Source organism: Flavobacterium sp. KMS, from assembly GCF_000813005.1.
Classification (GTDB): domain Bacteria; phylum Bacteroidota; class Bacteroidia; order Flavobacteriales; family Flavobacteriaceae; genus Flavobacterium.
In genome coordinates, this window is sequence record NZ_JSYP01000019.1 from 137,477 (window position 1) to 162,705 (window position 25,229).

The window sequence follows — 25,229 nt, forward strand, 5'->3', positions numbered from 1 at the left end:
TACTATAATTATGAAAAAATACTACCTACTACTATTATTCTTTGTTAGTTTATTGGGTTATTCACAACAAAAAACTGGTGTTGGCGAACTGAGTGGAGGTGCTAGAACAGTTCCTATTGACAATCCTAAAGCAATTTTAATTACAGGATCTTCTACAGATGCAACAGCCAAAGGATTAAACAACGGAACGATTATCTTAAATCCTCCTGCCGGAGGTATCACAAATGGAAATGGTCCTTATACCTATTCATGGACAAAAGATAATAAAGCATTTGTAACGGATGTTACCAGTTTTAATAATTTATATGCCGGTTACTATATTGTTGCTATCACAGAAAATGGCAAATGTACGGTATATAAAGATTTTAGAATTGGTGAACCAGATAAAGAACTTGTAGCTACTATATCAGGGAATATCGACATTGTTTGTAATGGAGGAACTACTACATTAACGGCTAATCCAAGTGGAGGCTTTCCTAATACAAATGCAATTTACACTTACTCCTGGGATATTGCATACGAAGATGGTACATCAACATCTTCCACAGGGAATGTTGTAACAGGAAAAGCTGGTCTCTATACGCTTACTGTATATGATAATGCTAAGCCTGTAAATAAATTTGTTATTTCTCAAAAAGTTAGCCAAAGAGATATTCTTACAGTTAACCCAACAACATCCATAATAAAACATGTACTCTGTAAAAATGAATTAACTGGAGAAATTGACTTAAATATTTCTGGAGGAACTGGTCCATATAATGTAGTCTGGGAAGATAATAATGCTACAGGATCAAAAAGAACTGGGTTAAAAGCTGGTGATTACTATTATAAGATTACAGATTCTCAAGGTTGTATCTTTTCTAAGTATTCTACATTAGTAACCATAAAAGAACCAACGGTAAAACTATCAACCAATACGGCTTCTCAAAAACAACCTTCAACATCAACAAGTAATGATGGAGAAATCACTATAAACGCAATTGGTGGAGAAAATGGTTATACTTATATTGTAACTAAAGTTAATGGTACCACTACTACATACTCTACAAACATAATTACTGGTTTAGGGGATGGGATCTATGATATTTATGTAAAAGATGGCAATGGTTGTACTACAACTTCAGAACGATTTACACTAAAAGCATTAGCTATTAATCTTGTTAAACAAGTTGATATTAAATGTTTTGGAGAAAAAACAGGAGCTCTAACCATTGAGGCTGTAGGTGGTACAACACCATATACTTATAGTTGGTTTAATATTGTTGAGGGTGTAGAAACAGTAATTCCCTTACAAACAAATTCTAGCCTTACTGGTCTTGTCACAGGTAAATATAGAATTAAACTAAAGGATAAATTTAAAGAAATTTATACCGATTATAATATTACACAACCTTTAAATCCACTTGAAGCAACTCACTCTTATACAGATGTAAGTTGTTATGGTGGTAATAATGGAACTATTACACTGGATATTAAAGGAGGAACAGCGGGTTACACAGTTGTTTACACAGACATTAAGAATCCTGCTAAAACAATAGATGCAACTAAATTAATCGCTGGAACATATTCTTATATCATTACAGATGCTAATAATTGTACCTACAATAGTCCAGCTAATATCACAATCTCCCAGAATGCCCAAGTAGCTATAACAAGCATCACGCAAACACAGCCAACTATAGTTACTGCAAATGATGGAGTAATAACTATTAATGCAGATGGAGGTACAAAAAAGTACACTTATATCTTAAAGAAAAATGGTACTAGTACAGAATATACAACTAATGTAATTACAGGTTTAGGAGATGGTGTTTACGATGTTACAGTTAGAGATGGTAACAACTGTACCTCTAGCAGCGAAACAGTAACTCTAAAGGCGTTGGCTATAGCTTTTGTAAATAAAATTGATGTAACCTGTAATGGAGCAAATACAGGTAGCATAGAAGTGCTTGTAAGCGGTGGAAAACCACAATACAGTTACAAATGGTATTACAAGCAAAATGCAACCGATATTAATTATACAGAACTTGCTGGCGAAATAACAAATAGAGCGCAAAATTTATACGCAGGCTTCTATAAAGTTGTAGTAACCGACAATGTAAATATTTCGAGAGAACTCATAATTGCAGAATTAATAGAGAGACCTGCTATAACATGCACTTTTGTTAAAACGAATGTAAGCTGTTTTAATGGTAGCGATGCAACTATTACCCTGACTATTCAGGGAGGAACAGGAGATTACCATGTCACCTGGAACGATGGCGTAACTACAAAAGATAGAACAGGAATTCCTTTTGGTGATTATTCTTTTACTATTACAGATGATAATGGATGTTCTTATTCGACAACACCAGTTGCGGTTAAAATCACACAACCTTTAAAACCATTAATTATAGCTTCTTACAATAAAATAGAAGCTAGTGGCTACAGTTTAAAAAATGGTAGTATCGATATCGTAGCAGCCGATGGAACAGCTCCATATACTTATCAATGGTATCAAGGTGCTGGTAAAACAGTAATGGCAGGTAAAAAGAATGCTTTACTAAACGGAATTGGAGAAGGAACCTACACTGTAGTTGTTACGGATAAAAATCTATGTACAACCGAAGCAACCTATACCATTTATCAGCCAGATGAATTATTAATCACAAATATTTCTCAAACTCAAGCCATAAAATGTTTTGAGAACAAACAAGCTATTTTAAAAGCTACTATCACAGGAGGTGCACCAATTGGTGTTCCAGATGCAGATAAAAATTATATCTACAAATGGTATAATAAATTAACTCCAGCTGTTGTTGCTTCTACAACCAATCCTTCAGAAACATTGCTTGCGGGTGATTATATTTTAGAAGTTTCAGATGGTTTTGGGAATAGTTTCACCTCAACTCCAGTAACAGTAATTCAACCTGATCTTTTAAAAATTAATTATACTCAAAAAAATGTTTCATGTAATGGTGGTAGTGATGCCGCAATTACAATTGCTATTACTGGAGGTACAGGGCCTTATAAAATTGTATGGAGTACAGGAAATAACGCAAACAAAAATACATTGGACAACCTTATAGCTTCAACATATAATGTTACTGTAACCGATGCCAATCTATGCGAAACAAAACAGGAAATTATCATTACAGAGCCTAAGGCTATGGGAATAATAGTAGTTAAAACTCCTCCATCGGCTTTTGGTGTAGATGATGCAAGTATTAAAGTTACAGTAGTTGGCGGAACTCCAAATTATAATTTTAAATGGTATGATAAAAATGATACTTTGATTTATACCGATGACAACAAAGAATCTAATAGTATTTACAATATCTATGTAGGTCAATATTTTATTACCATAACCGATGCAAATGGTTGTTTAATTGAAAAAAGAGACTTAGATAAAGTTGATCCTTTGTTTATCAAATTGGCTCAAATTAACATTGTAAAATGTCATGGCGATGCAACAGCAAGCATAAAGGCAATTACTTCTGGAGGATTACCTGATTATTATTATAAATGGTACGATGTAACCAATCCAAACCTGGTTATTAGCGAAGCCGAAACATTAATAAATGCCAAAGTTGGAACATATTACGTTATCGCAACAGATTATTTTGGTAAATCGATTCAAAGTGAAAACATCACAATTACAGAACCTAGCGCTTTAGATAATTCTCTTTCATCCCAATATACTCGTTGTGGTGATGGAAATGACTGGACAATTACTTCGGCAGCATCTGGAGGCACAGCACCTTACTCCTATTTATGGAATACTGGAGTAAGAACTCCTGATTTAGTAAATACTCCTCCTGGAAATTATTCATTATTAGTTACAGATAATAATGGTTGTACAATCATTAAAAATATAAATATTGTTGCTCCTATTCATTTGGCTGCAGCCGAAGTAATAAAGATCCCAACATGTTATGCTGGTGGAGATGCTACAATTACAGTAACAGCCTCTGGAGGAAAAGCACCTTATTATTATTTATGGAACACAGGCGAAAAATCGAATGTCCTAAGTAATGTCTCAGCTGGTAATTATACTATTACTGTAACCGATAGTAAAGGCTGTATTATAGATCATACCTACACAATCGTAAATCCTCCAAAAGATATTATAAATCTAGGAGAAGATGTAACATTATGTTTCGATCAGAGCTTGACTATTAATGCAACTATCGATGATGATAAAGCAACCTATGCATGGACATCTGATAAAGGTTTTACAAGTAACAAACCAATGATTACGGTATCTCAACCTGCAAATTACACAGTCGTTGTTACAAATAAGCTAGGCTGTGAAGCATCAGATACTATCAAAATATCTGCCCAACAAACAGCGATTAGTGCAGAATTTGCCATCTCATCACAAGTTTTTGTAAATGAAAAATTCATTATTGTAGATATCAGTAACCCCGAAGCCGATAGTATTGAATGGATATTACCTGCTGATGCAACAGTAAAATCAAAAGATAAAGACTATGCTGAAATGAGTTTTTCTAAAGCTGGTGAATACGAAATTACAATGGTTACCCAAAAAGGTGATTGTACCGCTTTTCAAACCAAAAAAGTATTGGTAATAGAAGGTGAATACAAAGACCCTGAAACAACCGATTTACAAAAGAAATTTGATATTAAGATTTATCCAAATCCATCAAACGGGATATTTACTGTAGATGTGACTTTGGACAAAATAATGGCAGGGCATGTCAAAGTATATAACCTAAGTAATAATATGGTAATTGACTCTAAATCTGAAAATGGAAAAGATGCTTACTCTTTCAATTTTAGCCTAAGCGGACTACCTTCTGGAATATATTTCGTCTTATTTGAATCTCAACAAGGAAATAAGTTAAGAAAAATAATTATACAATAAAAGATAGCTTCCAAAAACGAAAATTTGAATCATATAGTCAGAAACAAATAGAGAAATAACCCTTCCCTATTTATTTTCTTAGCAAACATAATAATGAGTTTAAAAAGAATATTATTTTTCATCATACTACTTACAAGTATATTGGGATATTCCCAAAACTTCAATGTCGAAGAGGTAGCCAAATCCAAATTAGTAAATGTTACCGGAGGAGCATCTGCAAATGCAGTCCTATATTCTGGTAATGCTTCACGAGATCCCTTTACTTATTTCCTTAACGGAAATATAAATATAAATATCGCGAACCTATACAATTTGCCATTTTCATTTTCTTATACAAGTCAGAAATTTGGTTATAACAAACCCGTATTAATGAACCGATTAAGTATACATCCTTCTTATAAATGGATTACGGCACATATTGGTGATGTAAGCATGAATTTCTCACCTTACACTTTAAGCGGACATCAGTTTACAGGTTTCGGAATCGACTTAACACCTCAAGGCAAATTTAAAGTTAGTGCCATGTATGGACGATTAGTTCGAAGTAGCGAATATGATGTCATCAATACCGAATTAGTACCTACCTACAAAAGATATGGTTATGGTTTTAAAACACAATACCAACTGGAAAAAGTAAACCTTGGGCTTACATTTTTTAGAGCCAAAGACCAAATGAGTTCTTTATCGATTCCAATTCCGTTTGAACTAGGTGTAACCCCACAAGAAAATGCAGCAATAAGTTTTGAGACTTCTTTTAAGCTTTTTAAGAAATTACAAATTGTTACTGAATTTGCAAATAGCAGCATCACCGAAGATTCCAGAGTAACATCAAGTACTAAGGCAAGAAGTGTTTCAGCACTCTTCTTAAACTCAAATGCCACCACGACAAGCTATAAGGCCTTTAAAGGTCAATTAGTATATCCTGCAGGAAAAGGAACGTTAGGATTAGGATACGAGCGTATAGATCCTAATTACAGAACATTTGGTGGTTATTATTTTAATAATGATTTAGAAAACATTACAATAAATGCATCCCAAACGTTGTATAAAGATAAACTAAGTTTAAACTTAAATTTAGGTCTCCAAAAAGACAATCTGGATAAACAGAAACAAAGCCAAATGAAACGTTTAGTTTCTTCCATAACTGCAGATTTTAGAGCAAATGAGAAATTGAATTTTAATTTTAATTATTCTAATTTTCAATCTTATACCAACAGTCGCAATCAATTTGATTATATCAATCAAACCTCTGAATATCAATACCTGGACACTTTAAATTTCAGACAAGTCAATCAAAATGCTGCAATTACTATTAATTATCTACTTAAAAGCGATAAAAAAATAAAACAGGCTATCAATGCTAATTTTAGTCTTCAAGATGCATTAAACCAACAAGAAGGTAAAACTATTGCGGGTGGTGCAACTACATTCTATAATTCAGGGCTTTCATATATACTAGGCTATCCCGAAAGATCACTTAACCTAACAGCTTCATTAAATAGTACTGTTGGAAAAATGGATACAGGCAAAAACTTAATCATCGGCCCTACTATTGGCGTAACAAAACTCTTTTTTGAAAGAAAAGTAAATACATCCTTTTCTACTAGTTATAATACAAGTTATAATAATGGAGATAAACAAAATGATATTTTTAATGTACGTCTTAACGGTACTTACATTTATATGGAAAAACATAATTTCGGTTTAAATGCAATTACACTTTTTAGCAATTCCAAGACTACAAAAAATAATGATATAACGGCAACTTTTAGCTATTCTTATTCTTTTGATAAAATAAAACTTCGTACTATAAAAAAAGAAGACAAAATCGATAATAAAGATAATCTGGTTCATGACAATGTTCTGAAAATCAAGTTCAAGAACATTACTTTAGATGGAACCAAAGCTGAGATTGTAAAACAATTAGAAGAATTACAACTTCAACTTAATCCTGTACCAGTTTCTGAAACAACCAATCTGGATCATTTATTAACTGTTGCCAGAATGACGTTGGATGATGCAGAATTCAAGGAGAAAGTATTAGATTATTTAGATCAATATACATTCGATAAAGAAACTATTAATAAGTACAATTCTTTATTATCGGATGTTTGCAAAAAACTCTATCAGGAAATGATTCAAAAAGATGAAAACATCGAAAGATCATACACAGATGCAATAGGTAAAGTAAACAACCATAAAATGCATGGAGTAAATAGTAATGAGATTACAGATAAAATAAGCTACAATGCTTACTTAAAACTTGTAGAAAGAAGTAACAAAAACCAGCAGCAACTTGTAAATCACAGATGGATGCTTCGTGAGTTTTCAAACCTTGCCAAAATACCTGCAACTCAATTACAAACAAACGAAAAAATAGCAGATTTCAGTAAACAAGAAGTTGATACAATTTTTGATATGATAGCAAATAAAAAACCAGACATTGAAATTATCGAAGGTTTAGAAGAAAAAATAATTCCATTTTACCATCAATTAGCAGTCAAAAAAGCTGCCAATGATGAAATTGAATTAAAATATTAAAAAGACTAAAATCTAAAAGTATAATAGTTATAAATAAATTACCCAAAATGCTAAAAAAACTAAAATTACAACTATTCTTAACCCTTGGCTTCTTGCTTTTGGCGTTTACTGGTGTAGCACAAACATATCCTGTTACGATAAGTACACAACTTACGCAACCATCACCAATATATTTAAATAATTATGCTGATGCAACAACTATAAATAGTCCGATAAAAGTACAATTAATACTTAATGACTTAAGTATTTCTAATCGTCAGGTAAGACTTAAATGCTATTTTCAGGGTAATGGAGTTTCTTTTCTTACCAATGATTTTGTAGTTGGAGCCAGAGCTCTTTACTTAGAAGGTGGTTTTCCTTTACAACTTACCAATGTCGACCTAGCTCCTTATTTTCAATTTCAGAATATACAAGGAATCAATCCAAATCAATATGCGCAAGCACTTCCAGAAGGCATTTACACCTTTTCGGTAGAAGTATATGATTTTGCTACCGGCAAAAAATTATCACGCAAAACAAGTGTTACTACAATCATTTTCCAAAATGATCCTCCGTTCTTAAACCTGCCATTGAACAATGCTTCGATCATGCAGCAGAACATACAAAATATCATTTTTAGCTGGACACCACGACAAATCAATGTCAGTAATGTAGAATATGAGTTTGCTTTAGTAGAAATTTGGGATAAATATACTCCGGTACAAAATGCCTTTGCCTACTCCCCTCCTCTTTATACAACCACTACAAGAGCTACAACATTACAATATAGTCTATCCGAACCTCAACTAATTCCCGGTAAAAGATATGCCTGGAGAATAAAAGCAAAAGCATTGGCTAATGCCGAAGAAGTAGGTGTTTTTAAAAACAATGGATATAGCGAAATCTACTCCTTTACCTACGAAGTATTTTGTACAGCTCCACTTGCTATAACAACAACAGCAGTAAGTCAGGATCAGGCAAAAATTAGCTGGAGCGGAAATATTGATAATTATGATTATCAGGTAAATTACCGTGAAAAGAATGCCAACTCCGAATGGTATAAATTAGTTAGCCCGAGAGAATATGCAACCATAGCCAATTTAAAACCAAATACTACCTACGAATATACTGTAGGCGCATCTTGCGATTTAGGCAAATATACCCACAGTACGATTAAAGAATTCACCACTATGGCTAGTGATGAAATTGCTTTTGCAGGTTGTGGAATTAAACCAGATCCAAATGATTTAGTTAATAAAAATCCTTTACCTAATCTTTTCCCTAATGATGTTGTAACAGCAGGAGATTTTCCTATAGTAGTTTTACACTCATCCGGTAGTAACGGTACATTCACCGGAGATGGTTATGTAACATTACCATTTCTGGAAAAATTCAGAAAATTAATTGATGCCGCCGATGCTTTGGGTGGCGAAAAAATAGATATTGGTAAATTCTCCCGTATCCGAATTACTTTTAATAATATTGGTGTTAACACCGATTTCAAATTAATTTCAGGAGAGATTATTGCTAGTTATGATCCTACATGGAAAGGTGTAGGCGATTTAGATCCATTAGTAAATGACGTATTTGGAGACGCAGGTAATGTTGTACAACATGATGTACAATTTGTTATCGATAAAGTAACAAAAAATCCTGATGGCAGCATTACTATTACAAGTCCTGATGGAGTAACAGCAATAATTGAAAAAACTGTTAATGATATTGTAATTACAGACAAAGACGGAAAACAATTTGCTGTACCTGCAGATGCTCCGACAGGAGATATTGCTCAAACAGGGAAACTAGCTCCAGGAGGAATCCCTACCTCCAAGAATACAAACGGAATGGGCTCTGGTGGAGATGTAACACAAATTTCATCTGAGGATGTTACAGTTGTCTTTTCTAAAGGTGATGGATTCTATGCTTTTGATGTTGCTCCAACAACAGATAACGGAAGCTTAAGCAAAACCTACGTAACAATTCCGCAAAAAAATGGAAACCCATATAACGTAAATTACAAGGCTATTTCCGACAGTCCAAATAGTACAGATGTAGTAATTGCAACTGCTACTTTCAAAAACGGAAAAACCAAAGATGATATCGTTTTTAAAACCCAAAATGGTACCGAAATAAAACCAACCTGGTCTGATAATGTAGCTAGTCTTGGATTAAAACGTACTTTAGATTTTGCAAAAGAGAGCATAATTGCAACTGTAAAACCAGCTGCACCAAAAGATCCAAAAGACCCGAAAGCAGTTGTAGGTAAATATGACATTGCCGGAACAATGGATATGTGGCATTTAACGCAAAAAAGCATTAATCTAAAAGTAATAAGCATAAATAATGCTCCTATTACTAATGTCGAAAGCGACCTTAACGCCATATACAACAAAGCGGGAATTAAGTTTAATGTAGCAACTCAAAATGTAAACTTACCAACTAGTTACTACCCTAAAAACACTATTGAATGTGGAGATAGTGGTTGGCTAGCACAATATACCGCAGAACAACAAGCCATAATAGCTTACATAAAAACACAAATAACCTACGAAAAGGATTCGTACTATGTCTTAGTTACCAATATTCCTTCATCTAAAGGTTTAGCCGGTTTTATGCCATTAAAACGTCAATTTGGATTCGTATTTAGTAAAGCTACTGATAAAGAAGAAGACAAAGGTAGTACCGTAAAAACCATGGCACACGAATTAGGTCATGGAGTTTTTGGATTACAACACCCATTTACAGAATACAAGACTACCTCTCCTACCAATTTATTAATGGATTATGGTACTGGTACAGAGTTTAGCCATAACGACTGGCAGGTTCTTCATGCACCAGGATTACAACTGTATTTGTTTCAAGGGGATGAAGCTGGGGAATTTTCAAATTATGTTATGACTCCAAATTATGATATCGTTTCAATTACTCAAAGTAACACTATTCATAGTGGAGGAATAACAGTACCACCTGGAACATTACCAGGTTTTATTGTTTATGAACAGAGTACTGATAAAGCTACAATTACAAAAAAGAAATATTATTTATGGGATGCCCCAAATAAAAATTATAAAAACACTGAGAGTTATAGTTGGAATCAAACTAATAGTAAATTCGATGTTATAACAAATTCAGAACCTATTACTGGTATCAGTACAACAAATGATAAAGCAATTATTAATTTGTTTTACAATTTAACAGATTGTCCTGCTGGATTACTAATTACCAAAAAATCTGAAATAGGCAATGATTATAAATCCGAAAAAGCACTATTAACCTTTATTGATGCCAATAAATCAAAAGCCTCAACAATAAAATGTTACTCATTTACAAATAATTTATCTAGTGGTGAGAAAAATCAAAACCCTAGTTGGTCCAAAGAAAATAATGTCCCAATAAATTGTTCGGGAATTGATGATGCTGTAGTAAAAGTAAACATAGATAATATAACTAAAGCTATTGATGATCAAACAAAAGATTTTAAAGCACTCGAATTAATTTTTAAAAACAACATCTCAACTTGTGTTCTTGAGAAACTACCCTTCGATCTAAGAAATAAAATTTTAAACCGATATTATACAGTAACAGATGATGCCGATTGGGAAATAAGTTACAGTACATTATCAACTGGAGATCATTTTTTTATTAAAGATGTAATTTTAACCACTCCAAAAGATCAACAAAAAATGTTGGTTCAACAAATTAAAAATGATAATTATAAATGGGTTACTAAATTATATGATCAAGGAAAGACTATTAAAGGATTCGGCAATGATGTAAATTATAATCAGGTAGCAGAAATATTTTTAAGTTTAGGAAAGTGGAGTATGGAAAATTATGATTCCTTAAAAATAGATCCTACTAAAAAACAACTTAGCTATAATACATCAACAAATTATTATCCTGGTCAGCAACCATTTCTTTTAGGAATAGGTGATTATAAAATAAATATAAATAGTGGGAAGGATACTGAATCTAAAATTATTTCAACTTCATTAGATGTAAATAATGGCCGAATTGGCTTCTATAATAAATACAACTTAATTGATCTAAGAACCTACATAAGTGCTGCTGGATCTCCTAGTCCCAAAAGAGATGGAGTAATTGAATACAAGGAAGATTATAATCCTTTTGAGCCGATTACAATTATAGCAGGAACACCAAACAAATTTGATTTAAAAGTCGGTCAAGAATATGTAGTACCCGCAATAGTAGCTCTTGCTTATCAGGGAGTTTTAAAAGAAAATTTTGCAGCAGAGAATCTAAGACAACTTAGTAACTCCGTAATGATCGTATCAGGTACACTTGCAGCTCCTTTTTCAGGTGGTGGATCCCTAGTTGCTGTAGCAGCAAGTATTTCAACAGCTGGGGTTGCGGTAGGACTAGTCGACAATTATATGCAAGCAGAAATAAAAAATGGAAGATTAGACCCTAACAGTAGTATCTACAAAGCTTGGGATAATACATATATAGCTTATAGTGTGCTAGATGCAGGTGCAGGAGTTAGCAATATTGCTTTTAATTCCTATAGAGCTTTATCTACAGTTGGTTTTATAAATAATTTTAAAAACTTTGAAGGAATTATTAATACTTCAAATGCTATTAAACCTGGAGCAGTTCTAAATGGTCTTAATGAGATAAAAACTGTTGTAGCAGGTGGAACAGCAGATGCTAAACTTCTGAACTCAATTAAAATTTTTAATAATTTTGACAATCTTGTTAGTCCTTTTAAAAATTTCGTAAAGAAAACTACTATTTATAGCGCAATGGCAATACAAATTGCTACTACAGATGTTGCAGCTATAAATAAAGTAAGCAATACGATAGAATTAACTATTAATGCTACTAAAGCTGAAATTTCGACTGCTGAAGTACTTTTACAAATATCTAATAAAACCCCACAGCTAGCTGAAGATTTAAACAATGCGGCATTTATAAGCATCAAAAATGCTCCAGATGCTATTGCCCAAGAAGGTAAAATGGCGTTAGCAAATATTAATAATGATAGTTTTATTATAGCAACGCAAATAAACAATCAGGTCATCTATAATGTTTTTAATTTAACTGGAGCAACACCTCATTTTTATCAATCAACCAAAAATAGCAGCTCTGAACAAAACCCGAAATGTGATTATTGTCCTGAAATAAATACTTTAGACTCTGAATTATGTAAAAGGCTAACATTACTTGCAAACAATACTAACAATTCTACAGGAGTAAAAAATATATGCTCTAAGGGAATTTCCCTTACTATCGTAAATAAGCTCTTGACATATGATAAAAATATTCAAAAAACCTTTTTAGAAGATTTTGTATATGCCAGCCAAGAAGTAATTAAAAACTTTGAATTAAGTTCCCTAGATTTGTGGAAAAGATTCAATATTGAATTCAAAGGCAGAAAGTATATTACAGATGAAGGTCAATTTCAATCTTGTAAAAATGTTGCTGATAAACATCCGTCGGGATACCTAGGAAATTTAGTTAAAAAAGTAATGGAAGCCAATCCTCCATCAAACCAAGAACAAGTAGTTGTTGGAGTAACACATCAAAGTTTTGGAGGTGAAGTTTTGTTAGGATATAATTTCAAAAAATCAGAAAAATCAGAAGAAGATTTATTTCTTTCAACTGGATGTCATCCATTATTGAGAGATCGAATAAAGTATATGAATTTTATTAGAAATAGTGTTATTGGTTTAACAGGCAATGTTACAAATCCAGAACTTGCAAATAGACTTTTAGATATTGATAAATTAGACAAACTTACAAGAGCAGGACGTGCTGGTTTTCATGGAGAAATAAGAGCTTTAAGTACTGCTTTATATAAACTAGGGAACAAAGCTACTGAGCAATCATTATCTGAGTTTGACATGTTTATAAGAAGTAATGGAGATAATGTAATGCAAAGATGTCCATGCTGTTTTCATATTTCTTTTGGTGTAAAAGTTTTAGAAGGTAAATAAATTATAATATGACAGTTACATTTAATAATAAGGATTTTGAGTTTTTTTATCATACTAGTGAAGATTCTTGGATAAGTAAAGAATTAATTACTTTAAAAAGTAAAAATTATTTATTTAAATTTCGAATAGAAATACAATTAAAAGAATTTGTAAACAAGCAATTTAATGAAACTCAAATTCCAGAATTTTTATCATTTCTAGAAGAAAATTTAAGTGATCAATTAGATGTTATTGCAAAAAAAATATTGATTCCATTTAATCAAATAATTGATTCAGAATATTCTAATCATTTAGATAAATTTAGATTTGAGTTTAACACAATATATTATAAAGAACCGGGGAGATCTTTTAATACGCTTTATAATAAAATTGGCTTTAATTATTCATTGTGTTACCAACTATTCCATTCTGATTATGTAGAATGTTATGCTCCATATACATTTTATTTTGTTGATTTTTTGAATACTACATTAGTAGGTTGTCGAGTAGATCTACCTTATTAAATAAATTATGAAGAATAAATTATTTGAAGAACAACAGGAGTTTAAGCAATATTACGATTTACAGAATAATCTGCGTGATAAAGTAATTAAACAAGATCAATTACCAGAGATAATTAAATATATTGCTGGAGTAGATGTTGCATACAATGATGGCTCAGATAAAATGATTGGTGCCATAGTCGTTTTAAATGCACAGACTCGTGAAGTAATTGAGCAGGCTTTTCATGAAATGGAAATTACTTTCCCTTATATTCCAGGTTTATTTTCTTTTAGAGAAATCCCTCCTCTAATTGAAGCTTTTAAAAAACTTACAATCAAGCCAGATCTAATAGTTTGTGACGCACAAGGTATTGCTCATCCAAAAGGAGTTGGTATGGCAACACATCTAGGAATAGAATTAAATATACCAACAATCGGATGTGCTAAGAAAAGATTGGTTGGTAGCTATGATAAAACTTTATTAGGACAAAAAAGAGGAGATACTCAAGAACTAATTTACAATAATGTCTTGGTTGGTAAAGCACTCCGAACACAGGATAACACAAATCCTATGTATATATCAATAGGACATAAAATCTCTCTTGAAACGGCTATAGATTGGGTATTAAAATTAACACCTGATTATAGGCTTCCTGAAACAACCAGACAAGCTGATCATTTGGTAAATTCTCTTTTAAAAAATAAGTAATCAACTCTTAAACAAAAATGCATCAAAAAAATGCATGTTATATATACTCTAATCAATTAACGATATCCTAAAAACAAAAAAAGCCTCAGAAGTATCTGAGGCTTTTCTATATATAAAATAATATTTTATCTACTTTACAAATTCAATTTTTTGAACTTCTTCTTCATTGACACTGTCAAAGAAACCTTGTTCGTTCATCCAATCATCGCTAAATACTTTACTCATGTAACGTGATCCGTGATCAGGGAATATTGCTATTATATTGCTATCTTTAGTAAACTCACCTTCTTCTGCATATTGTTTAATCGCTTGCATTACCGCTCCAGATGTATATCCTACAAATAAACCTTCTTTTCGGGTAATTTCTCTGGCTGAGTGAGCACTTTCTTCATCAGTAACTTTTATAAATTTATCGATGATATCAAAGTCTGTAGCCGATGGGATAAGATTTTTACCTAAACCTTCTATGCGGTATGGATAAATTTCTTTGTTATCGAATTCTCTTGTTTCGTGGTATTTCTTTAATACCGATCCAAAAGCATCAACTCCTAGAATTCGAATGTTTGGGTTTTGTTCCTTTAAGTATTTTGCAGTTCCCGAGATTGTTCCTCCAGTTCCGCTACAGGCTACAAGGTGTGTAATCTGACCTTTGGTTTGTTCCCAAATTTCGGGTCCTGTAGTGTTATAATGCGCATCAACATTTAATTGATTAAAATATTGATTAATATAAACCGAACCTTTGGTCTCTTCATGTAGTCTCTTGGCAACATTATAATAAGAACGCTCATCATCTGCAGAAACGTGTGCTGGGCAAACGTATACTTTGGCTCCTAGACTTCGTAACATATCGATTTTGTCTTTGGATGATTTTGAGCTAACAGCTAGAATGCAATTATATCCTTTTATAATGCTTACCATTGCTAAGCTAAAACCTGTATTGCCCGAAGTAGTTTCTATAATTGTATCTCCTGGAGATAAAATTCCTTTCTTTTCGGCCTCTTCAATAATATATAATGCGATTCTATCTTTTGAGGAATGTCCCGGATTAAAAGCTTCTACCTTTGCGTAGAAATTGCCTTCTAACTCTTCAGTGATTTTATTTAGTTTAATAAGCGGTGTATTGCCTATTAATTCTAAAACGTTGTTGTAAGCAGTTATTTCTTCTTTCATAAAAAAATAGTTAATCGAGGGTATTTTTAAATTAACCTCGACAGGTTGCAAATTTAACAAAAAAATTCTAATTACCTTTTAATTTTCTCTAAATCTAATAAAAAACTAAACTCTTTGGCAAGTTCCTTTAGGGCTTCAAAACGCCCGGAAGCACCGCCATGACCCGCATCCATGTTTGTATGAAGGAATAATAAATTATCATTAGTTTTTTTATTTCTTAATTTAGCTACCCATTTAGCAGGTTCCCAATATTGCACCTGAGAATCATGTAAACCAGTAGAAATGTACATATTAGGGTATTTTTGAGCACTTATGTTATCATATGGTGAATAAGACAACATATAGTCATAATATTTCTTTGTATTGGGATTTCCCCACTCATCATACTCTCCAGTAGTTAACGGAATACTACTATCTAACATTGTGGTCATGACATCTACAAATGGTACTTGAGCAATTACACCGTTATATAATTCGGGTGCCCAATTTACAATAACGCCCATTAAAAGCCCGCCCGCAGAGCCTCCTTCGGCATATAAATGTTCTGGTGAAGTATATTTTTGCTCAATTACGTGTTTAGAGCAATCTATAAAATCTGTAAAAGTATTCTTCTTTTTCAATAATTTCCCCTCTTCATACCATTGTCTTCCTAAATCTTCTCCTCCACGAATATGTGCTATTGCAAAAACAAAACCTCTATCTAGTAATGATAATCGTGTTGAAGAGAAATAAGTATCCATTGTAATTCCGTATGATCCGTATGCATAAAGTAATAACGGGTTTTTACCGTTTTTCTCCAATCCTTTACGGTAAACCATAGAAATTGGCACTTTTACACCATCTGTAGCTGTTGCCCAAATACGTTCTTCGATATAGTTATCCTTATCAAACTTCCCTCCTAGAACTTGTTGTTCTTTTAGGATTTCTTTGGTTTTCGTTTTCATATTAAAATCGATAACCGAAGATGGTGTTGCTAACGATTGGTAACCATAACGTAAAATATCCGTGTCAAAATCAATATTTGTTGTGGTATAAGCACTGTAGGTCTCACTGCCAAAAGGCAAATAATAATCTGGTTCCCCATTCCAAGGCATGATTCGGATGTGATTTAACCCATTCGAACGCTCCTCTACAACTAAATAATTCTTGAAAATTTCAATGTCTTCTAATAAAACATCTTCTCTATGCGGAATAAGATCTTTCCAGTTTTTCTTTCCAGTAGCATTTTCAGGCGTTTTCATCAACTTAAAGTTCGTCGCCTTGTCTTTATTGGTCAGAATATAAAAATGGTCTTCAAAATGCGAAATACTGTATTCTAAACCGCGAACACGAGGTTGAAAAACAACAAACTCTCCATCTGGATTATCAGAATTTAGTGTTCTATATTCGGTAGTAAGTGTACTTCCTGAACTAATTACAATATATTTACGGGATTTCTCTTTACCTACAGAAACATTAAAAGTATCATCAGTTTCTTCAAAAACCAAAACATCATTTATAGAATCTGTATTTAATTTATGTTTAAAAACTTTATCAGCACGCAATGTAACCTCATCTTGTTTTGTATAAAACATAGTTTTGTTATCATTTGCCCAAACTGAACTTCCAGTTGCATTTTCTATTTTATCCGAAAGAATTTCGCCAGTTTCTAAATTTTTTATCTGAATGGTATAGATTCTTCTTCCAACTAAATCTTGTGCAAAAGACACAAATTTATTATCAGGACTTATACTCAATCCACCTAATTTAAAGTAATTATGTCCTACCGATAACTCATTACAATTAAATAAGATTTCTTCATCGGCAGTTAAGCTTCCTTTTTTACGAGAATAAATTGGGTAATCTTTGCCCGTTTCAAAACGAGTAATATAAAAATATCCATTATAAAAATAAGGAACCGACTCATCATCTTCCTTAATCCTGGCTTTCATCTCCTCATATAATGCTTTCTGTAGATCTTTAGTATGCGCTGTCATACTTTCGTAGTAAGCATTCTCTTGATTTAGATAGTCAATAACTTCAGGATTTTCTCTATCATTCAGCCAAAAATAATTATCAATTCTAACTTCTTTATGTTTCTTTAATGACTTAGGAATTTCTTTAGCTATGGGGGCAGCAATTTTATTTGGCATTTTTTGGATTTTAATTTTAAAATGAAAGTACAAAAATAACATAAACGAACGGGTAACTAAATGCTTTTTTATCTAATTAACACTTGAATTTAAATTTGAATTAGTAATTTCGTTCCATAATTTAAAAACAACCGAAAATGGATTTAATGGGAATGATGGGAAAACTTAAAGAAACCCAACAAAAAATTGAAGATACAAAGAAACGATTAGATACGGTTTTAATAGACGAACAAAGTGCTGATGGATTATTAAAAGTTACTTTGACAGCTAACCGAAAAATAAAATCAATTACAATTGCTGATTCTTTATTAGAAGATAAAGAGCAATTAGAAGATTACCTGATTGTAACATTAAATAAAGCAATAGAAAAAGCTACAGATGTTAACCAAACCGAGCTTGATGCTGTCGCAAAAATGGATATGCCAATGATTCCTGGAATGGATGATTTGTTTAAGTAAGGTACAAAGGTTAAAAAAAGCTACAAAGGTTCAAAGGTTTTACATCATTAGTAAACTTTGAACCTTTTTTATTTCTAAGACTTTTAAAACTTAACAGAATAGATAAAAAAATTCAGAGACTCAAATATTTTACACCAATTAGTAAACTTTGAACCTCTGAACCTTTGTTTCTCTGTACCTTTTAAAAAAAACCTTTTCTAAAACTTCTGAAGCGTTTCTAAAACATATGTATGCATTACTTGTCTATAATCAAGATGCGTAACAATCCTAAGTTTTCCGTTACCCATTGAACTTATCGAAATATTTTTTTGTTTTAATTTTTCTATCAAAAGCTGATCACTGAAGTTCGGCTGCAATGAGAAAATTAAAATATTTGTCTCTACAGGTTCTACTGAAGCAACCCAATGTTTTGTTAACAAAACCGCTTCGATTTCTTTGGCTCTTCTATGATCTTCTGCTAATCTTTCTAAGTTATTTTCTAAGGAAAAAATTGCAGCTGCCGCCAAATAACCAACCTGACGCATTCCTCCTCCCAACATTTTTCGGATTCTTAATGCTCTTTTTATATCGGCTTTAGTTCCTAATAACATAGAACCAATTGGAGCACCCAATCCTTTTGAGAAACAAACCGAAATGGTATCGAATATTTTTCCAAATTCTTTTGGATCTTGTCTTTTTGCAACTAAAGCATTCCAAATTCTGGCTCCATCTAAGTGGAATTTCAAATTATTAGCATCACAAACTTGTTTTATCTTCCTTAAATCTTCAAGTTCATAACATGCCCCTCCACCTTTATTAGTAGTATTCTCTACACATACCAAACTCGTTAATGGACTATGATAAAACTCAGGGTCATTAATTGCTGCTGCAACCTGCTCGGCAGTAATCATACCACGATGTCCATCTAATAAACAACAAGAAACACCGCTATTAAACGAAGCTCCTCCTCCTTCATAATGAAAAACGTGTGCATATTTATCGGCAATTAATTGCTCTCCTGGTTGTGTATGTAATTTTATTGCGGTTTGATTTGCCATGGTTCCAGATGGAAAAAATAACCCTGCTTCCATACCGAACATTTCTGCTACTCCAGCTTCAAGTTCAATAACCGTCGGGTCTTGCTTGTAAACATCATCTCCTACTTTAGCATTGAACATGTATTGCAACATTTCAATACTAGGTTTGGTAATGGTATCGCTAATTAAATTTATTTCCATATTCTAAAAACTGTATCTTAATTTTACACAACAAAATTACGTATTACTAATAGTTATTTTAAGCAAGTTTTAGTAAAATTTAACTTGTAAATAACATCAGAACCAAATTAACGTATTATTTATAAAAAACATATAAACACACATTAATAGTTTTAAATAAATTTTAAAATCGGCTAACTAATTTTAAAAAACATATTCACGTAAGTTATATTTTCCATTATTATTTGTGCTATTACGCTATAATATAAACTTTTAGTATTCTTTTTTCTCCAATGAAATTTATTTCCATATTCTAAAAACTATATCTTATTTTTGTCCAGCATAATTACGTATTTACTAATAGTTTTTTTTTAAAACACTTTTCTGTAAAATCTAATCTATAAGTAACATAAAACCGAATTAGCGTACTATTTATAAAATATAAAACTACTATTAATTTATGACAACTACCGAACAAATAAAAGGTATTGTGGAGCGCCTTGGTGCGTTGAGGAGGTATCTTTGACGTTGATGCCAAATTAATTGAAATCGCCAACGAAGAAGAAAAAACTTTTGCACCTGATTTCTGGAACAATGCAAAAGAAGCCGAGGTTATTGTAAAAAATCTAAGAAACAAGAAAAAATGGATTGAAGATTATAACAAAGCCATCGAACTTACTGATGAGTTGCAAATTGCCTATGATTTTTACAGAGAAGGAGGACTTTCGGCTGAAGAATTAGATGAGCATTATAAAGCTGCGCAACTACATATTGAAAATATCGAGTTTAAAAACATGCTTTCAGACGAAGGTGATAGCTTAAGTGCTGTAGTACAAATTACTGCTGGTGCTGGAGGAACCGAAAGTTGCGATTGGGCAGGAATGCTTATGCGTATGTATATGATGTGGGGTGAAAGTTATGGCTACAAAATAAAAGAACTTAACTTTCAGGCTGGTGAGGTCGCGGGTATCAAAACCGTTACCCTAGAGTTTGAAGGAGATTATTCTTTTGGTTATTTAAAAGGAGAAAACGGCGTACACCGTTTAGTTCGAATCTCCCCTTTTGATAGTAATGCCAAACGCCATACCTCATTTGCATCCGTTTATGTTTATCCGCTTGTCGATGATAGTATCGAAATTGATATTAATCCTGCTGATATCGAAATTACAACATCTCGCTCTAGTGGTGCAGGAGGACAAAACGTAAATAAGGTTGAAACTAAAGTACAGTTGGTTCATAAACCAACAGGAATCCAAATTCAATGTTCTGAAACAAGATCTCAACAAGACAACAGACAACGTGCCATGCAAATGTTACGATCTCAGTTATACGAAATCGAATTAAAGAAACAGCAAGCACAACGTGCCGATATCGAAGCTGGAAAAATGAAGATAGAATGGGGATCACAAATTAGAAACTATGTGATGCAACCTTATAAATTAGTCAAAGATGTTCGTACAGGTTATGAAACCAGTGATGTTGATGGCGTAATGAATGGTGAAATCGACCCTTTCCTTAAAGCATTCTTAATGATGATGGGACAAAAAGAAGAAGAATCTTAATCTCAAACAAATAGTTAACCCAGCATTTCATGCTGGGTTTTTCTTTTACTAAAGTGGCCCAACTAAAGAAACACCAACGCCTACTGTAGTTTGCAAATTATTATAGTCAATTAGAGTTTCTCCGTATCCATGCGAAACCAAAAGAAATCCTTTTAAATTTCCCGCAATTGGATATGACCACGAGAATGCCGCATTCCCCCTATTTCTATCAAAATTTAAATTATTACTTCCTGTAAAAGTAAAAATGCTCTTATTGTTAGTATAAATAATATTTATATCTCCACGACCTATATATTGAGCAATATCCGGGTTATCATCTTTTTCTGAACGAAGCCTTAGCCAAGGCCTCACATAAACACTCCAATTATCACGGTCAAATCCTAAATGAAATATAATCCTGTTCCAACTTCTGGAAAAAGGCAAACCTTTACCATTTGATTCATGATTAAATGCAACACCAGCCATTCGCATGTTAAAGCCTAAAACATTAAAGTTAAGTGGGTAATTAAAAATAACTTCAGGCTCATAATTAATTTCTCTAAATGGCCTTGACAAACTCTCATTATAAATCTGCCATTGTGATGCTTGTGTATATCCAACCCATAAATCGCCTTTTCCAAAAAGCAGATTGTGAAATATTTTTGTTTTAAAACTAAGCTGAAATTTAGTTTCAATATTATTATAGTTCGTTCCTGGTGGTGCAACATATTCGGGCTTACCATTTCCTGAGTATGGTTGCTCATTTGGCGAACTATACCAATTAGCAGGCAAAATATAAATAGACTTATATGGCGTTATTAAAAATGTTCCGTTAGATGACTCAGGAGTTAACTCCCATCTCTCGGATATTGTATGAAGTTTATTAGGCTTACTAAATAAGTCTTTAACCTGAGAATAAGCAAATAAGGAATTAAATAACAGGAAAAAAAGTATGTTTTTAATAGAAAATAATTTCATGAATGTTTAGTTAAATTTTATCATAAAAATACTGCTTAAAAAACCGTTACTCTTATATTTTTACATTAAAATCTTATATTATTTGTGCTCTTATTTATCTACCATTTCCCATATATCAGTACTAATCGCTAGATAAACAAAAAAATAACTATTAAAGTTAGCAAATCAAAAAACTGTTAACAATTTAATAGATTTAATAACGTTTTTATAATAATAGAATTGTTATTATATCTTTTTATTAAAATACATCAAAATATAATTAGGTAATTAAATACTAATTGATTTTATTTGGCAAAAAATACCGCTAACCCCCTAAAACTATATAACAATAAATGAAATCCTATTCTATCCAAGAGCTGAATGAAGTAATTAATGGTGTTATTTATGGTAATACTTCACAGAACATTACCGCAACTGAACAATTAGACAAAGCCACCAATACCGAAATTTCGTTCATTGGAAATAAAAAATACGAAAAACACTGGCAAGACTCCAAAGCAAGTGTAGCTGTTGTTAATGAAGATATCTCGATAGAACCAGGAGAAAACCGTGCATTTATAAAAGTAAAGAATGCAGATTTGGCAATGTCACAAATCTTAGCTCTTTTTGCCCCACCTACACCTATATTTCATAATAACATCCATGTAAGAGCAGTTGTAGATGAGTCTGCAATTATTGGCGAAGGCGTTCGTATTGGTGCAGGATGTTACATAGGCCCAAAAGTAAAACTAGCTGATAATGTAACTATTTACCCAAATGTGACTATTCTTGATGAATCTACAATCGGAAAAAATACTATTATTTGGTCAGGAACAGTAATTCGTGAGCGTTGTCATATTGGTAATGATTGTATCATACATCCTAATGCAACTATTGGAGCCGATGGTTTCGGATTTCGTCCATGTAGTGAAAAAGGTTTGGTGAAAATTCCGCAAATCGGAAATGTAATTATAGGAAACGGAGTTGAGATTGGAGCAAATTCATGTGTTGACCGCGGAAAATTTAGTTCTACAGTTCTTGGAGATGGCTGTAAAATTGATAATTTAGTTCAAATTGGTCATAATAGTAAACTAGGTAAGTTTTGTATCATGGCTGGAAATAGTGGTTTAGCCGGATCTGTAACACTAGGAAACGGAGTTATCATTGGTGGTAGTGCTTCGATAAAAGACCATACAACTATTGGAGATGGCGCAATTGTTGGTGCAGGATCTGGAGTTACTGGAGATATCCCTGCTGGCAAAACTATGTTAGGATATCCTGCTGTAGAAGCTCGTGATGCTTTAAAACAATGGGCAATCTTAAAACGATTAGTTTGCGATTCTAAAAAATAAAACAATATTCCTCATATATAAAAAAACAGAAGTTCGCTTCTGTTTTTTTGTTTATAACTGTTTCTGAACACTTTACAGTTACATTTTTTAAAACAAATTAATTATACTGTTTATTTCGATCGATTTCGTAAATTAGCACACACTATTTTGTTAAAAAACTATATTATTATGGATTTAAACTTCAATAAAAACGAAGATCACAATAAACTCTTACTTTCTGAACTAAAACAAAAATTTGCCAAAGTAAAATTAGGTGGTGGCGAAAAACGCATCGAAAAACTTCATGCCGAAGGTAAAATGACAGCAAGAGAGCGAATTAATTATTTACTTGATGAAAATTCAAAAAATATAGAAATCGGAGGTTTTGTTGGAGAAGGAATGTATGCAGAACACGGTGGTTGCCCTTCTGGCGGTGTTGTTGTAAAAATAGGTTATGTACGAGGAAAACAATGTGTAGTTGTTGCCAATGATGCTACTGTAAAAGCTGGTGCCTGGTTTCCTATTACTGCCAAAAAAAATCTACGCGCACAAGAAATAGCAATGGAAAACAGATTACCTATCATATATCTTGTAGATAGTGCTGGAGTTTATTTGCCGTTGCAAGATGAAATCTTTCCAGACAAAGAGCATTTCGGACGTATTTTTAGAAACAATGCCATAATGAGTAGCATGGGTATAACTCAAATCGCTGCTGTAATGGGTAGTTGTGTAGCTGGTGGAGCTTATTTGCCAATCATGAGCGATGAAGCATTGATTGTAGATAAAACAGGAAGCATATTTCTTGCAGGAAGTTATTTGGTAAAAGCAGCTATTGGAGAAACTATAGACAACGAAACTTTAGGAGGTGCAACAACACATTGCGAAATTTCGGGTGTTACGGATTATAAAGCCAAAGATGATAAAGACGCATTAGATAAAATAAAAAATATTGTAGATAAAATTGGTGATTATGATAAAGCGGGTTACAACCGTATTAAAGCTGAAAAACCAGCTTTAGATCCAAAAGAAATTTATGGTATTCTGCCAAAAGCCCGAAATGAGCAATACGATATGATGGAAATCATCAAGCGTATGGTTGATAATTCGGAATTTGAAGCCTATAAAGAAGGTTACGGTCAATCATTAATTACTGGTTATGCCCGAATAGATGGTTGGGCAGTAGGAATTGTAGCCAATCAAAGAAAAGTAGTAAAAACAGCCAAAGGCGAAATGCAATTTGGTGGGGTTATCTACTCAGATAGCGCAGATAAAGCAACTCGTTTTATTGCTAATTGTAATCAGAAAAAAATTCCACTAGTTTTTGTACAAGATGTTACTGGTTTCATGGTAGGATCTAAATCTGAACATGGAGGAATTATAAAAGATGGTGCCAAAATGGTAAATGCCGTAAGTAATTCGGTAGTACCAAAATTTACCGTTATCGTTGGTAATTCATATGGTGCAGGAAACTATGCTATGTGTGGTAAAGCCTACGATCCAAGACTAATATTTGCATGGCCAAGTGCGGAACTAGCAGTAATGGGCGGAACTCAAGCAGCAAAAGTATTGGCACAAATCGAAGCTTCTTCTTTAAAATCAAAAGGAGAAATTGTAGACGAAGCCAAAGAAGCTGAATTATTTGCAAAAATAAAAGCGCGTTACGATGAACAAGTTTCTCCATATTATGCAGCTTCCCGATTATGGACAGATGCTATTATCGACCCTCTAGATACCCGAACATGGATTTCTATGGGGATTGAAGCAGCGAACCACGCTCCTATTTTAAAACCATTTAATCTAGGCGTTATTCAGGTATAAACACATCTAAATTCTTAGAAAAGATAAAATTACCCAAATCAATTTTGCAGTCCAAGAAATAACTATGTCGTTAAAAATTAGTAACTTAGTA

13 protein-coding genes are annotated in these 25,229 nt (G+C 32.7%); 9 read left to right on the top strand and 4 right to left on the bottom strand.

Going from position 1 to position 25,229, the window contains the following annotated elements; translation table 11 throughout:
• Window positions 1-10 precede the first annotated feature (10 nt).
• The 5 genes from OA93_RS18130 to nfi all read left to right on the top strand — a co-directional run bounded on the left by OA93_RS18130 (window position 11) and on the right by nfi (window position 14,535).
• Window positions 11-4,867: a T9SS type A sorting domain-containing protein gene (locus tag OA93_RS18130; RefSeq protein ID WP_131474502.1), complete on the top strand. Its 4,857-nt coding sequence runs from the start codon at window positions 11-13 to the stop codon at window positions 4,865-4,867.
• A 93-nt stretch (window positions 4,868-4,960) separates the two neighbouring features.
• Window positions 4,961-7,408 (top strand): hypothetical protein, encoded by a 2,448-nt coding sequence (locus OA93_RS18135; protein ID WP_131474503.1) that lies wholly within the window; start codon window positions 4,961-4,963, stop codon window positions 7,406-7,408.
• A gap of 47 nt (window positions 7,409-7,455) precedes the next feature.
• Window positions 7,456-13,344 carry a fibronectin type III domain-containing protein gene (locus OA93_RS18140; RefSeq protein WP_039115054.1) on the top strand — a complete coding sequence of 1,963 codons (5,889 nt, stop codon included), beginning with the start codon at window positions 7,456-7,458 and terminating at the stop codon, window positions 13,342-13,344.
• Window positions 13,345-13,352: 8 nt separating this feature from the next.
• Window positions 13,353-13,847 (top strand): hypothetical protein, encoded by a 495-nt coding sequence (locus OA93_RS18145; protein ID WP_039115056.1) that lies wholly within the window; start codon window positions 13,353-13,355, stop codon window positions 13,845-13,847.
• Window positions 13,848-13,854: 7 nt separating this feature from the next.
• Entirely contained in the window at window positions 13,855-14,535 is a 681-nt protein-coding gene (gene nfi, locus OA93_RS18150) for a deoxyribonuclease V (RefSeq protein WP_039115058.1), read from the top strand.
• Between the two features lie 129 nt (window positions 14,536-14,664).
• Here the strand turns inward: nfi and OA93_RS18155 are convergent, their stop codons facing one another.
• Window positions 14,665-15,705 carry a cysteine synthase family protein gene (locus OA93_RS18155; RefSeq protein ID WP_039115060.1) on the bottom strand — a complete coding sequence of 347 codons (1,041 nt, stop codon included), beginning with the start codon at window positions 15,703-15,705 and terminating at the stop codon, window positions 14,665-14,667.
• Window positions 15,706-15,776: 71 nt separating this feature from the next.
• Entirely contained in the window at window positions 15,777-17,837 is a 2,061-nt protein-coding gene (locus OA93_RS18160) for a S9 family peptidase (RefSeq protein WP_117615850.1), read from the bottom strand.
• A 137-nt stretch (window positions 17,838-17,974) separates the two neighbouring features.
• On the opposite strand from OA93_RS18160, the gene OA93_RS18165 reads away from it, so the two are divergent.
• Window positions 17,975-18,295: a YbaB/EbfC family nucleoid-associated protein gene (locus OA93_RS18165; RefSeq protein ID WP_039115062.1), complete on the top strand. Its 321-nt coding sequence runs from the start codon at window positions 17,975-17,977 to the stop codon at window positions 18,293-18,295.
• Between the two features lie 197 nt (window positions 18,296-18,492).
• Here the strand turns inward: OA93_RS18165 and OA93_RS18170 are convergent, their stop codons facing one another.
• Window positions 18,493-19,512, bottom strand: coding sequence for a GntG family PLP-dependent aldolase (locus OA93_RS18170; RefSeq protein ID WP_039115063.1), 1,020 nt, complete (start codon window positions 19,510-19,512; stop codon window positions 18,493-18,495).
• A gap of 439 nt (window positions 19,513-19,951) precedes the next feature.
• Here OA93_RS18170 and prfB point away from each other — a divergent pair.
• Window positions 19,952-21,053 (top strand): peptide chain release factor 2 gene (gene prfB / locus OA93_RS18175; RefSeq protein WP_117615852.1). Its coding sequence is split into 2 segments (ribosomal slippage): window positions 19,952-20,014 and window positions 20,016-21,053, totalling 1,101 coding nucleotides; the frame shifts between segments, so codons are not numbered across the junction.
• A gap of 48 nt (window positions 21,054-21,101) precedes the next feature.
• Here prfB and OA93_RS18180 read toward each other — a convergent pair.
• On the bottom strand, window positions 21,102-22,010 hold the full coding sequence (locus OA93_RS18180; RefSeq protein WP_039115068.1) for a phospholipase A: 909 nt from the start codon (window positions 22,008-22,010) through the stop codon (window positions 21,102-21,104).
• 332 nt (window positions 22,011-22,342) lie between these two features.
• Between OA93_RS18180 and lpxD the strand changes: the two genes are divergently transcribed.
• Both lpxD and OA93_RS18190 read left to right on the top strand, forming a co-directional pair.
• Window positions 22,343-23,341, top strand: a complete 999-nt coding sequence (lpxD, locus tag OA93_RS18185) for a UDP-3-O-(3-hydroxymyristoyl)glucosamine N-acyltransferase (RefSeq protein ID WP_039115069.1) — start codon at window positions 22,343-22,345, stop codon at window positions 23,339-23,341.
• A gap of 168 nt (window positions 23,342-23,509) precedes the next feature.
• On the top strand, window positions 23,510-25,138 hold the full coding sequence (locus tag OA93_RS18190) for a carboxyl transferase domain-containing protein (protein ID WP_039115071.1): 1,629 nt from the start codon (window positions 23,510-23,512) through the stop codon (window positions 25,136-25,138).
• Window positions 25,139-25,229 lie beyond the last annotated feature (91 nt).

Coding starts and splice junctions, on each gene's coding strand:
- OA93_RS18130 (WP_131474502.1), top strand. CDS start 11: ATGAAAAAATACTACCTACTACTATTATTCTTTGTTAGTTTATTGGGT.
- OA93_RS18135 (WP_131474503.1), top strand. CDS start 4,961: ATGAGTTTAAAAAGAATATTATTTTTCATCATACTACTTACAAGTATA.
- OA93_RS18140 (WP_039115054.1), top strand. CDS start 7,456: ATGCTAAAAAAACTAAAATTACAACTATTCTTAACCCTTGGCTTCTTG.
- OA93_RS18145 (WP_039115056.1), top strand. CDS start 13,353: ATGACAGTTACATTTAATAATAAGGATTTTGAGTTTTTTTATCATACT.
- nfi (WP_039115058.1), top strand. CDS start 13,855: ATGAAGAATAAATTATTTGAAGAACAACAGGAGTTTAAGCAATATTAC.
- OA93_RS18155 (WP_039115060.1), bottom strand. CDS start 15,705: ATGAAAGAAGAAATAACTGCTTACAACAACGTTTTAGAATTAATAGGC.
- OA93_RS18160 (WP_117615850.1), bottom strand. CDS start 17,837: ATGCCAAATAAAATTGCTGCCCCCATAGCTAAAGAAATTCCTAAGTCA.
- OA93_RS18165 (WP_039115062.1), top strand. CDS start 17,975: ATGGATTTAATGGGAATGATGGGAAAACTTAAAGAAACCCAACAAAAA.
- OA93_RS18170 (WP_039115063.1), bottom strand. CDS start 19,512: ATGGAAATAAATTTAATTAGCGATACCATTACCAAACCTAGTATTGAA.
- OA93_RS18180 (WP_039115068.1), bottom strand. CDS start 22,010: ATGAAATTATTTTCTATTAAAAACATACTTTTTTTCCTGTTATTTAAT.
- lpxD (WP_039115069.1), top strand. CDS start 22,343: ATGAAATCCTATTCTATCCAAGAGCTGAATGAAGTAATTAATGGTGTT.
- OA93_RS18190 (WP_039115071.1), top strand. CDS start 23,510: ATGGATTTAAACTTCAATAAAAACGAAGATCACAATAAACTCTTACTT.